The sequence below is a fragment of the Halorubrum tibetense genome, from assembly GCF_055396225.1.
Genome location: NZ_AP043742.1, coordinates 265,354 through 277,647 on the forward strand (window position 1 = coordinate 265,354; position 12,294 = coordinate 277,647).

Consider the following 12,294-nt stretch of genomic DNA (forward strand, 5'->3'; position numbering starts at 1 on the left):
CTCACTCCCCGCCGAGTTTCGTCTCGCCGACCGGGTCGTGCCCGTCGATGCGCTCCGTCCCACCCATGTACGGCCGGAGCGCCTCGGGCACGGTCACGGTCCCGTCGTCGTTCTGGTAGTACTCGAGTATCGCGACGACGATCCGGGGGACCGCGAGCCCGGAGCCGTTGAGAGTGTGGAGGAAGTCGGCCGACTCGTGGTGCTCCTCACGGTATCGGATACCGGCGCGGCGCGCCTGGAAGTCCTCGAAGTTCGAGACCGACGACACCTCCAGCCATCGGCCACCCTCGTCGGGGCCCTCCTCCATGTCGTCTCCCGGGGCCCACACCTCGATGTCGTACTTCTTCGCCTGGGTAAAGCCGAGGTCGCCCGTACACATCTCCAGGATGCGGTACGGGAGCTCGAGGCGACGGAGCACCGCCTCGGCCTCGTCGACGAGCGCCTCGAACCGGTCGTAGCTGTTCTCCGGGCGAACGAAGTTCACCATCTCCACCTTGTTGAACTGATGGACGCGGACGATCCCGCGTGTTTCGGTGCCGTGTTCGCCCGCTTCCTGGCGGAAGTTCGGCGTGTACGCCTGATACTTGATCGGGAGGTCCTCGCCGAGCAGGATCTCGTCGCGATGGAGGTTCGTGACGGGTACCTCGGCGGTCGGCAGCAGCCACAGGTCGTCGTCGTCGTACGACTCTTCGTTCGTCCCCTCGACGCGGTAGGCGTCCTCGGTGAACTTCGGGAGCTGGCCGGTGCCCCGCATCGACGCGGAGTTCACGGGTATCGGGGGGAACACGTCGTGATACCCCTGCTCGCGGTGAACGTCGAGCATGAACTGGATCAGCGCGTGTTCCAAGCGCGCGCCGTCGCCCTTCGCGACGTAGAAGCCGCCACCGGCGACCTTCGCGCCACGCTCGAAGTCCAGGATCTCCAGCTCCTCGCCCAGGTCGTAGTGCGGGGTCACGTCGTCGGGGAGCGTCCGCAGGTCGTCGAACCCCTCCCGGCGGCGCTCCACGTTCTCCGACTCGTCCGCGCCGACGGGCACCGACTCGTGGGGGATCCCGGGGAGCTCGAGGAGGGCCGCCTCCAGATCGGCCTCCAGCTCGTCGGCGCGCTCCTCGATCTCCTGCAGCTCCGATTTGAGCGCCTGTGAGCGTTCGATCGCCTCCTGGGCCGCCGCCTCCTCGCCGGCCTGTTTGAGGTCGCCGATCCGCGAGGAGACCTCGTTGCGCTCGTGACGCAGGTCGTCGCCGCGACTTTTCAGCTCGCGCCACTCCTCGTCGACGTCGAGTATCCGGTCGAGGTCCACGTCGACGCCTTTGTTGTCGAGCGCCTCGCGGACCGTCTCGGGGTTCTCCCGGACGAACTGGCGGGATAGCATTTACCGGGGGTTCCGGCGGACGGCCCAAAACCGTATCGGAGCGTCGGTATCGGGTGACACACGAGTACCGACCGTGGTGACGTCTGTCTGGCCGTCCGCTGGCCGAGATCGTCGTTCCCGCCTGGTATGGCTGTCCGCACGTGTGCTGCTCCGCTGGCGTCTGGACGAACGCGGTATCTGCAACAATTGCCGTTCTCAGGAACTCCCAACGAAATTTGAAGAGGCCGTGGAATAAACTCGTGCTGGTTCCGTAGCCCGGACTGAATGAACCGAACACAGTCTCGGCGAGCGGCGTTGGGTATTCTCGGAAGTGCTGCAGTAGCGTCCGTGGCGGGTTGTTTGGGCGGTGACGGCGAGGAAACGGTCAGGGTCTCCGGTGGCGTCGGTCCCCTCCCGATGGTCGAGGTGTGGGTCGATCTCTACGAGGAACAGACGGACGCGAGGTTCGACGTCTCCGGCGGCGGGACCGGTGTCGGGGTTTCGGACGTCCTCAACGATCAGGTCGACATCGCGATGATGGGCCGAGAGCCGGAGTCCGAAGAGGAAGAGCAGGGGCTGTTCGCGGTGCCGATGCTGATCGACACGGTCGTCGGAACGGTCAACGTCGAGAACCCGGTCCTCGACGAGCTACAGTCGGACGGACTGACACGCGAGCAGCTCGAGTCGGTGTTCCTGCGGGAGACCACCAACTGGGGTGAGCTCGTCGACGCCGATGTCGACGAGGAGATCGTCGTGTACGGGCGCTCGGACGCCTCCGCGGCGTACAAACAGTGGGGCGACTTCCTCGCCGGCGAGGCCGATGCGTACACACAAAACGACCTCCAGAGCGTCGCCGACGCGAACTACAACGGTGACCAGCCGGTCGCGGAGGCGATCGCCAGCGAGCCGAACGCCATCTCCCTGAACAACATCAACTACGTGTACGACCTCTCCAGCGGGGAGCTGGAAGGGGATATCACCCCCGTCCCGCTCGACCGGGACGGCACGGGACTCGACCCCGCCGAGGACTTCTACGAGACCCGTGACGAGTTCCTCTCGGCCGTCGAGGCCGGCGACTATCCGGCCCCGCCGGCCCGCGAGATGTTCCTCGCGGCCGACGACGGCTTCGAGGGCGAAGCCGCGTCGTTCGTCGAGTGGGTTCTCACCGAGGGCCAACAGTACGTCCGCGAGAACGGGTACGTCCCGCTCGAACAGGACCGGCTCGACGAGGCGCTCGACGCGCTTCCGGGAGGTTCCTAGCGGGATGAGCGAGGACTCACTCGGGGGGAACCGGCACGACGATCCGTCCGCCGGCGAGCTGTCTCCGGGTCTCCGCCGCCGGCTTCGCACCGAGCGGGTGAGCAGCTACTTGCTCGGGGGTGCGGGGTACTTCGCTGTCGGGCTCTTCGTCGTCATCGTCGCGGTACTCACGTACCAGTCGCTCCCGATCCTGGCGGAGTACCCCCTCTCTGAGCTGCTGTTGTCGTCGAACTGGGACCCGGCGTCGCACGAGTTCGGCTTCCTCCCCGCGATCGTCGGCACCCTGTACGTCACCGCGCTGTCGATGGCGATGGGTGCACCGCTGGCGATCCTCGTGGCGGTGTACATCGCGGAATACGCGACCGGTCGAACGAAGACGCTCGTATCGACGTTTATCGACGTTCTCGCCGCGATCCCGAGCGTCATCTTCGGACTGGTCGCGCTCGTCGTCGTCGTGCCGTTCGTCGGGAACTACCTCGCGCCGGCAGTCGGGGCCGACGCGACGGGGCTCGGGATCCTGACCGTCAGTCTCGTGATGGCGATCGTCGTCACGCCGTTCATGATCTCCCTCTCTGTCGAGTCGCTGGAGGCGCTCCCGGACGAGCTCCGTGAGTCGTCGCTGGGTGTCGGCGCGACCCGGCTGGAGACGATCCGATCGGTGTTGTTGCGGGCGGCGGGACCGGGGATCTTCTCCGCGGTTCTGCTGGGCTTCGGCCGCGTGTTCGGCGCGACGATCGTTCCCGCGATGCTGATCGGCGGACAGACACAGCTGCCCGATTCCGTCTTCTCGACGGGACAGACGCTCCCGACGCTGATCGTCAACGATTTCGGCGAACTCATGTCGCTACCGCTCACGCAGTCGGCGTTGATCTTCGTCGGACTGCTGCTCGTTATCGTCGTCTGGCTGTTCAACTTCAGCGCGATGCTCGTTCGCCGTCGGCTGAAACGGAGGTGGCAGTACTGATGGACCGATACGCGAAACAGCGCGCGTTCGGGTTCGCGGTCCGGGCGGCGACCGCGGTCGTCCTCGCCGTGATGGCGATCGTGATCGGGGTGACGCTCGCACGCGGTGGCCGCGTGCTCCTCACCGACCCGACCATCGCGGTCACCCCGCCCGGGTCACGCTACATGCTGGAAGCGAACGGCGGGTTCCTCCACGCGATGCTGGGGAGCGTGCTCATCGTCGGCCCCGCGACGGTCGTCGCGATGGTGCTCGCCGTGTCGACCGCGGCGTACCTCCAGAGCGACTATTCCAGCGAGCGCTTCTCCGACGCGGTGAACACCTTCTTAAACGTGCTGTGGGCGACCCCGCCGATCGTCTACGGCGTGTTCGTGCTGACCGTCGTCATCGCCGTCGGCGCGCGGACCAGCCTCTTTTTCGGTATCGTCGCCATCGCGGTGTTCCAGTACCCGATCATGACCCGATACACGGACGAGGCGTTGCGGTCCGCGCCCGACACGGTACGGGAGGCGACGTACGGGCTCGGGGCGACCCGCTTCGAGAGCGCGATAATGACCGCTCGCGCCGCGCTTCCTGGCATCGTCGCCGGGGTGATCATGGGGTTCGCCCGTGGGGTCGGGGACGCCGCGACCGTCCTCTTCACGGCCGGTCGAAGCACCCGGATGCCCCGAGGCCTCTTCGAGCCGGCGACGACGCTACCCGTGTTGATATTCGACCAAGCGACGTCGTTCAACGCCGAGGTCCGATCGCACGCGTACGCCGCGTCGTTCGTCCTCATCGTCGTCGTGTTGGGACTGATCCTCGCCTCGAAACTGCTCGCCGGACGCTACGCCCGGTTCGCTCCGGGTGGGAGACACTCATGACCGACACCGTCCTCGAAACACGGAACCTGGCCGTAACGTACACCGGAGACCGTCGGGTCGAAGCCGTGAAAGGCGTCGACCTATCGTTCCCGGAGAACCGACTGACAGCGATCATCGGGCCGTCGGGCTGCGGGAAATCGACGTACCTCAAGGCCCTCGACCGGCTCCACGACATCCAGCCGAACGTGGAGGTCACCGGAGAGGTGTATCTGCGCGGCGAACCCGTCTACGACACCGACGTGCCAGCGCCCGAGCTCCGGCGGCGGATCGGCTACGTCCCCCAGGACCCGACCCCGCTGCCGCTGTCGATCTACGAGAACGTCGCGTACGGGCTCCGGATCCACGACCTCCACGACTCGAAAGATGACCTCGACGACCGCGTCGAGCGGTATCTCCGGCAGGTCGACCTCTGGGACGAGGTCGCCGACCGGCTGGACGCGCCGGCAGCGGGGCTCTCGACCGGGCAGATCCAGCGGCTCTGTCTCGCGCGGTCGCTCGCGGTCGAGCCCGACGTGCTACTCTGTGACGAGGTCACGTCGGCGCTCGACCCGGTGTCGGCCGAAAACGTCGAGGAGACGCTCGCCGGACTCGCCGAGGAGTACACGATAGTCATGGTGACACACAGCATGGACCAAGCTCGTCGGCTCGCCGACGAGGTCGTCTTCTTGTACTTGGGGGAGGTCGTCGAGGCGAACGACGTACGATCGTTCTTCGAGAACCCCGAACACGAACGGACGAAACGGTTCATCAGCGGACCCGGAACGCCGGATACGCTCGGACCGGCCGGGTCGGCGTCGGAAGCCGAAACGAAGCCGAGCGATACCGAGAGGGACGAGGGTGCCTCGGATCCCCCCACGGCGGAGTAACGCTGAAACGCCATGACGGACGGGGCGTCGGCCGGTTCGCCTCAGAGAACGAACGCGACGATGGCAAGCACGATGAAGATTATGACGAGCCATTTCGCGATCCGCATACTCATCCCGGCGACCCCCCTGGCACCGGCGACCGCCGCGACGATCGCGAAGACGAGAAAGAGGATCGCCAGTTCGATCAGGTTTCCGCCGAACTGAAGGGGTGCGAGCAGCGTTCCGTCGTGAACCACCTGGGAGAGACCCATACTCGGCCCTCCGTTTCCATCCGCTTAGTTAGGAGACCGTTATCGACCGGTTGTGAGCGTTTCCCTGTCGGACGTGGGGGAACGCGCAACCCACTCTCAGTTACCGCCGGGCAGCGCGGCCGTATCAAATGGTGGTCGATCGGATCGCCGTCGCGGTCGGGCGGGACCAGCACGCGTCGCGGTCGGGTGGGACCACCACGGTTTAACCGACGCGACGCGAGCGCGTAGGCATGCTCATCACAGGCGCGGCGCTCGCCGACGGTCGGGTCCGCGACGTGCGGGTCCGGGACGGAGTCATCGACGCGGTCGAGGAGGGACTCGACCCGGTCGCCGGCGAGCGCGTCGTCGACGGACGCGGTCGGCACCTGCTCCCCGGAGCCATCGACATCCACGTCCACTTCCGGGAGCCGGGCGGGAGCCACAAGGAGACGTGGGAGACCGGGTCGAAGAGCGCGGCCGCCGGCGGCGTCACGACCGTCGTCGACCAGCCGAACACCTCGCCACCGACCGTCGACGGCGACGCGTTCGACCGGAAGGCGGCGCTCGCCGCGGACGCCTCGCTCGTCGACTACGGGATCAACGGCGGGGTCGTCGCCGACTGGGACCCGGACACGCTGTTCGACCGGCCGCTGTTCGCGCTCGGAGAGGTGTTCCTCGCGGACTCGACCGGCGAGATGGGGATCGACCTCGATCTGTTCTCTGAAGCGCTCGCCGAAGCCGCCGCCCGCGACGTCCCCGTGACCGTCCACGCGGAGGACGCGACGCTGTTCGACGAGTCGGTCCTCTCCGGCGACCTCGGCGGGGTCGGCACCGCGGCGGCCGCCGACGCCTGGTCGGCGTATCGGACCGCGGCGGCCGAGGCGGCCGCCGTCGAACGCGCGGTCGCGGCGGGTGCCGAGAGCGACGCGCGCGTTCACATCGCACACACCTCGACACCGGAGGGGATCGACGCGGTCGCGGGGACGGACGCGACCTGTGAGGTGACGCCCCACCACCTCTTCCTGTCGCGTGCCGACACCGATCGGCTCGGGACGTTCGGCCGCATGAACCCTCCGCTGCGCTCGGAGTCGCGCCGCGCGGCGGTGTTCGAGCGGCTCCGCGACGGCGACGTCGACGTCGTCGCCACCGACCACGCGCCACACACCGTCGCCGAGAAGCGCCAGGGGTTGACCGACGCGCCGAGCGGCGTCCCCGGCGTCGAGACGCTGTACCCGCTGCTCTTGGAGTCGGTCCGGTCGGGCGAGCTGTCGCTCGAGCGGGTCCGCGACGTGGTCGCCGCCACCCCCGCGTCGCTCTTCGGACTCGACAACAAGGGACGGATCGAGGCGGGTGCCGACGCCGACCTCGTGCTCGTCGATCTCACGAACCCGCGCGAGATCGAGGCGGCCGCGCTCCACTCGAAGGCCGAGTGGACTCCGTTCGAGGGACTTCAGGGCGTATTCCCCGAGCTGACGCTCGTTCGCGGCGAGCCGGTGTACGAGCGCGACCCCGTCACGGGTGCCGCATCGTTCGGGGAGTCGGCCGGCCGAAACGTTCGGACGCGGTGACTGGTCACGACGACCGGAGTCGGTAGCCACCGAAACGTCCGGACCGAGCAGGCAGATGTAGTGAACCGAGCGGCCGAGTGAGGCCCCTCGATGCGGCGGAACGCCTATGCCGCTGCTGTCCGTAACTCGCGATATCACACCTCTCATGCGCCGTGTTCACATGACTCGAATGAAGCGGACGCCGGATCGTGCCGTTCCGACGGGAGGCCAGGTGCGACGATGACGGACGCGAGAGACGCGGCCGAAGCCCCCCAACCCGCTGAAACGGGAGACACGAGGCGGGCCGGAAAGAAGGACTCCCATAGTCGCGCCGACCGGACGGAGCTCTCACCCATGGAGCCGGACGCGGCGAGCGCCCTCGTCGACCGGGTCGTCGACAACGTCGAGGAGGTGATCGTCGGCAAACACGACGCCGTCGAGCACGTCCTCGTTACGCTACTCGCGAGGGGGCACCTCCTGGTCGAGGACGTGCCGGGCGTCGGGAAGACCACACTCGCGAAGGCCGTCTCTCGCTCCGTCGACGCCTCGTTCAAGCGTGTTCAGTTCACGCCCGACCTTCTGCCCTCCGATGTCACCGGGGTCAACGTGTTCAACCAGAAGACCGACGAGTTCGACTTCCGGCCGGGACCGGTGTTCGCGAACGTCGTCCTCGGCGACGAAATCAACCGCGCCCCGCCCAAGACACAGTCCGCCCTCTTGGAGGCGATGGAGGAGCGGCAGGTGACGACCGACGGCGTCACTCGCGAGCTCCCGGACCCGTTCTGTGTCATCGCGACGCAGAACGACGTGGAGCCGGGGCGGACGTACGAGCTCCCCGTCGCGGAGGTCGACCGGTTCACGAAGAAGATACGGCTCGGCTACCCCGGGGTCGAGGAGGAGGCGACGATCCTCGACCGAACGGTCGGCGACCACCCGGTCGACGCGGTGGAGCCGGTGGCGACCGTCGGGGAGGTCCGGCGCGCGAGACGGACCGTCTCGGCCGTCGAGGTAACCGAGCCCGTCCGCACGTACGTCGCCCGGCTCGCCGAACACACCCGTCGGGAGGCGGCGCTCGGCGTGAGCCCCCGCGGGAGCCTCGCGCTGTTGCGGACCGCACAGGTCAGAGCCGTCCTCGACGACCGCGACTACGTGATCCCCGACGACGTGCAAGCCGAGGCCCCGACGGTACTCCCGCACCGTATCCGAACCGACTCTGGGGCACGGACCGGCGAGGACGTCGTCTCGGGCGCGCTCGAACGGGTCCCCGTAGAGTAATCCATGGCGATAACCGCGCTCACTCGACGAGGTCGGATCGTCGCCGGCGTCTGTCTCGTCGGGACCGTGATGGCGTTCGTCGTCGGCGGCCGGTCGCTCAACGCGGTGGTGATACCGGGGATCGTCGCCCTCGTGGCCGCGTACGTCCAGGTCGACCGAATCAAGCCGCCGGGCGTCCGTCGGTCCGGACTCGCTGACGGGTTCGTCGGCGAGAGCCACGACGTTCGCCTCGAGTTCCACGGCGACAGTCCCGGCCTCCCGGTCGAGCACTCGTTCGTCGCTCGCGTGACGGACCGGCTCGATGACGGATTGATCAGCCCGGACGAGCCGGTTCGGACCGCGGTCGGGGACGGGGCGGCGACGTATCGGGTCCACTACACTGACCGCGGCGGCCAGGGGTTCGGTCCCGTCGACGTGACCGCGACCGACGTGCTCGGCCTGTTCGAGAAACGGCTGGTCGTCGACGACCGGGACCGGGTCACCGTGTACCCGGAGTGTCACTCGGTTCCGGCGTGGTTCAGACGGGGGTTGTACGCCGACGAGGCCCTCGGCGAAAGCCGTCAGCGCGAGGAGTTCGACCGGCTCCGCGAGTACGCGCGGGGCGACGCGCTCCGTGACATCCACTGGCCGGCGACGGCCAAACACGACGACCTCGTCGTCAAGGAGTTCGCGGCGGAGACGGAGCACCGACGCGTGTCGGTCGCGGGCGGGACCGGAAAGGCGCGGGCGAGCGCGGCGGCCGACGTCCTCGCGAGCGCCAGCGCGAGCGTGTCGCTGGCGCTCCTCGACGACGGGATCCCGGTCGAACTGTCGCTTCCGGCCGGCGAGGTGGACGTCCGACCCGGACCGCGCGGTCGACGTGTGGTGCTCGAACTCGCGGCGCGGACGGGCACCGGTACCGTCTCCGGTCCGGAGAGCGCGGACGTCCGGATCGAGGCCGACACGGTCGACGCCGAGATCAGCGTCGACGGCGTTACGGTCGGTTTCGACGACCTCAAGTCGAACGCGGGACGAACGGCGACGACGGGTGGTGACGACAGCCCTTCGTCGTCCGTCGACACTAAGCGCTCCGAATCCGTTGACACTGAACGCCCCGGATCCGTCGACACCGAACGCTCCGAGTCCGAGAGGCTCGTTGCCGGGAGTGCCCCGCCCGACGCCGACGCTCCGGCGTCCGTCACGGACGACGACGGGGGCGGAGGTGAGTCACGATGAGCGACCAACCGCTCCTCGAGCGGATGCGGCAGGGGGACGAGGATACGCCGACGGACACTGACGACGTATCGGACGGCCCGGGTCGCGGCGTCGGTCCGTTCGGCGCGATCCCGAGAGGGTTCTCACAGCCGGCGGTCCTCGGGGTCGCGCTCGCGACCCTCTCGTATCTCGCCGTGTTCGTCTCGATCACGGACGTCGTCGGCGGGACGGCCCGGACCCTAACCGTCGTCGCCGTCGCCGCCGTCACCGGGGCGGCGCTCGCACGGGTCATCGATGAACGGACCGCGATCCGGTTGACGGTCGTGCTGTTCGCGGGCGCGCTGCTGCTCTACTACTTCACCATCCCCGAGAGTCAACGGGCACTGCTGTCGGTCCGGAACGTGTTCTTCGACGTGGTGTCGCTGCTTACCGGCCTGTCGGTGCTTCGGCTCGCGCTCGCCGATGTCTGGGCGCTCTCTCTCGCGCCCGTTCCGACGTTCCTCGTCGCCTACCTCGCTGGCCGCGGCCGTCATGTCGGTGCGGCGACCGTCGCGGGACTCACGCTGTCCTTTTTCGTGCTTACGGGCGACGCTGGCGAGTTCGTCACGCTCGCTGGCGTCGTCGGCGTCGCGGCGGCGGTCGGGTTCGCGACGCTGTCGATCCCGGCCGGCTTCGGGAGCCACGGAAACACCCTCGGCGCGGTGATGGCGCTGATGATCCTCGCCAGCGCGACGGTCACGGTGCTGCCGGCGGGTGCCGCACAGCCGTGGGCCGTCGAGCGCGGTGCGCCCGCGATCGAGTCGACGCTCGTCGACGACGACGAGCTCGAGATCGTCGGCACCACTCGCCTCTCCCCCGAGGTCCGGTTCACGATGCAAAGCGAGGTCGAACGGAACTGGCACACCGGCTCGTACGACACGTACACCGGCGACGGCTGGGTCAGATCGGGGGAGTCGTCGTCGCTCGACGGGCCGCTTGAGGGGCCACCGGGCGAGACGACCGACGTGGAGTCGGCGTTCACCACCGAAACCGACATGAAGGCATTCCCAGTGCCGTGGCAGGCCGTCGACGTCGAGGGGGCGGCCGCGGGGAGCGCGCAGGTGGACGAGCGCGGCACGATACGGCCGTCGGCCGCGCTGCTCCCGGGGGACCGCGTCGGCGTCGAGAGCCAGGTGCTCGACGCGTCACCCGCCGAGCTCCGGAACGCCAGCACGGCGTACGACCCTGAGATCGAGGACCGCTACACCCAGCTCCCGGGGAGCACGCCGGACCGGGTCGGCGAGCGAACCGCGGCGATCATCGACGAGGCGGACGCCGACAACCCGTACGACGCCGCGGTCGCGATAGAGCGCTACCTGATCGCCGAGTACGACTACTCGCTGGCCGTCGAGCGCCCGGATGGCGACATCGCCGACGGGTTCCTGTTCGAGATGGATGCCGGCTACTGCACGTACTTCGCGACCACGATGGTCGCGATGTTGCGCTCACAGGGCATTCCGGCCCAGTTCGCTACCGGATACTCCAGCGGCGAGCAGGTGGGCGAGAACGAGTACGTCGTCAGGGGCCAGGACGCGCACGCGTGGGTGAAGGTGTACTTCCCCGACCACGGCTGGGTCGAGTTCGACCCGACGCCGAGCGCGGAGCGCGACCAGGCGCGCGAGACTCGGCTCGCGGACGCCCGTAGCGCGGGCGAGGGAGACGTCGACACGGACGCGTCCGACCCCGCGACGGCGACCGACGGGCAGCCCGAGACCGACCCCGACGACGCGCGGGACGACGTGGAAGACGAGCGGAACGAGACGAACGCGACGGCCAACGAAACGAACGCGACGTCCGAGATACGGGACGTCCAAGCGTCGGACCCCGGCACTCTCGGTCCCGACCAAGACGTGTTGACGCCCGGTGCGGCGACCGGGGGGACCGCCGACGCCGACGAGGGATTCTCGCTCCCTTCACGGGACGTGCTCGGCTACTGGCTGTTCGTCGTCGTCGTCGCGGCGGCCGGCGCACGCCACGTCGGCCTGACCGGGCGGGCGTATCACGCCGCTCGACTCCGGTTGCCGGCTCGTGGCGGGACACCGGAGCGGGACGCCGAGCGCGCGTTCGCCGACCTCGAGCGCCTGCTCTCCCGGACGTACCGTGAGCGACGACCCGGTGAAACGCCGCGTGCGTACCTCGACGCGCTTCGCGATCGGGGAGTCGACGAACGCGTCCACGCGGTCGGCGAGACGTACGAACGCGCGATGTACGCGGGGTCGATCCCCCGCGAGTCGGCTGACGAGGCGCAACGGACCGTCCGGCAGCTGGCGTTGGAGTCGACGCCGCTCGTCGGCCGTCTATTCGAACGACTGTGACCGGATCCGAGCCGCCGGACCGTGTGTCACGGCCGTCACCTCCCGACACTATTTAATACGGGCATACTGTATCTCCGAACTGTAATGTCGGAAGTCTGCTCGACGTGCGGACTGCCCCAGGAACTCTGCGTCTGTGAAGACGTCGCGAAGGAGTCCCAGCAGATCAGCATCCGCATCGACGAGCGCAGGTACGGAAAGGAGGTAACGGTCATCGAAGGGTTCGACCCGAAGGACGTGGACATGGATTCGCTGTCCTCGGACCTGAAATCGAAGTTCGCCTGTGGCGGAACCGTCGAGGACGGCGCCATCGAGCTACAGGGGAACCACTCGGGTCGCGTGGAGGATTTCCTCCGCGACAAGGGATTCAACGTCGCGTGACCGTCACCTGACCGC

11 protein-coding genes are annotated in these 12,294 nt (G+C 68.3%); 9 read left to right on the forward strand and 2 right to left on the reverse strand.

Going from position 1 to position 12,294, the window contains the following annotated elements; translation table 11 throughout:
- Position 1: 1 nt before the first annotated feature.
- Entirely contained in the window at positions 2–1,372 is a 1,371-nt protein-coding gene (gene serS / locus ACZ5TV_RS01275) for a serine--tRNA ligase (RefSeq protein ID WP_379780808.1), read from the reverse strand.
- Between the two features lie 264 nt (positions 1,373–1,636).
- Here serS and ACZ5TV_RS01280 point away from each other — a divergent pair, with 264 nt between their 5' ends.
- Genes ACZ5TV_RS01280 through ACZ5TV_RS01295 form a run of 4 tightly spaced genes read left to right on the forward strand, consistent with a single transcriptional unit; the run spans position 1,637 to position 5,301 of the window.
- A complete protein-coding gene (locus ACZ5TV_RS01280) occupies positions 1,637–2,611 on the forward strand; it encodes a PstS family phosphate ABC transporter substrate-binding protein (RefSeq protein ID WP_379780806.1) in 975 nt (324 codons plus the stop codon).
- A 4-nt stretch (positions 2,612–2,615) separates the two neighbouring features.
- Positions 2,616–3,575: a phosphate ABC transporter permease subunit PstC gene (gene pstC / locus ACZ5TV_RS01285; RefSeq protein ID WP_379780804.1), complete on the forward strand. Its 960-nt coding sequence runs from the start codon at positions 2,616–2,618 to the stop codon at positions 3,573–3,575.
- Positions 3,575–4,435 (forward strand): PstA family ABC transporter permease, encoded by an 861-nt coding sequence (locus ACZ5TV_RS01290; protein ID WP_379780802.1) that lies wholly within the window; start codon positions 3,575–3,577, stop codon positions 4,433–4,435. Before pstC ends, ACZ5TV_RS01290 begins: the two co-directional genes overlap by 1 nt.
- On the forward strand, positions 4,432–5,301 hold the full coding sequence (locus ACZ5TV_RS01295) for a phosphate ABC transporter ATP-binding protein (RefSeq protein WP_379780800.1): 870 nt from the start codon (positions 4,432–4,434) through the stop codon (positions 5,299–5,301). The genes ACZ5TV_RS01290 and ACZ5TV_RS01295 overlap by 4 nt, the downstream gene beginning before the upstream one ends.
- Positions 5,302–5,342: 41 nt before the next feature.
- On the opposite strand, the gene ACZ5TV_RS01300 is transcribed toward ACZ5TV_RS01295, so the two are convergent.
- On the reverse strand, positions 5,343–5,552 hold the full coding sequence (locus tag ACZ5TV_RS01300; protein WP_379780797.1) for a DUF1328 family protein: 210 nt from the start codon (positions 5,550–5,552) through the stop codon (positions 5,343–5,345).
- Between the two features lie 230 nt (positions 5,553–5,782).
- Here ACZ5TV_RS01300 and ACZ5TV_RS01305 point away from each other — a divergent pair, with 230 nt between their 5' ends.
- The 5 genes from ACZ5TV_RS01305 to yciH all read left to right on the forward strand — a co-directional run bounded on the left by ACZ5TV_RS01305 (position 5,783) and on the right by yciH (position 12,279).
- A complete protein-coding gene (locus ACZ5TV_RS01305; protein WP_464384030.1) occupies positions 5,783–7,099 on the forward strand; it encodes a dihydroorotase in 1,317 nt (438 codons plus the stop codon).
- A 219-nt stretch (positions 7,100–7,318) separates the two neighbouring features.
- The gene (locus tag ACZ5TV_RS01310; RefSeq protein WP_379783320.1) at positions 7,319–8,353 is read left to right on the forward strand and encodes an AAA family ATPase; all 1,035 of its coding nucleotides are present in this window, start codon (positions 7,319–7,321) and stop codon (positions 8,351–8,353) included.
- A gap of 3 nt (positions 8,354–8,356) precedes the next feature.
- The gene (locus tag ACZ5TV_RS01315; RefSeq protein WP_464384031.1) at positions 8,357–9,568 is read left to right on the forward strand and encodes a DUF58 domain-containing protein; all 1,212 of its coding nucleotides are present in this window, start codon (positions 8,357–8,359) and stop codon (positions 9,566–9,568) included.
- A complete protein-coding gene (locus ACZ5TV_RS01320) occupies positions 9,565–11,901 on the forward strand; it encodes a transglutaminase TgpA family protein (protein ID WP_464384032.1) in 2,337 nt (778 codons plus the stop codon). Before ACZ5TV_RS01315 ends, ACZ5TV_RS01320 begins: the two co-directional genes overlap by 4 nt.
- Positions 11,902–11,985: 84 nt before the next feature.
- Positions 11,986–12,279 carry a stress response translation initiation inhibitor YciH gene (yciH, locus tag ACZ5TV_RS01325; RefSeq protein WP_379781709.1) on the forward strand — a complete coding sequence of 98 codons (294 nt, stop codon included), beginning with the start codon at positions 11,986–11,988 and terminating at the stop codon, positions 12,277–12,279.
- Positions 12,280–12,294 lie beyond the last annotated feature (15 nt).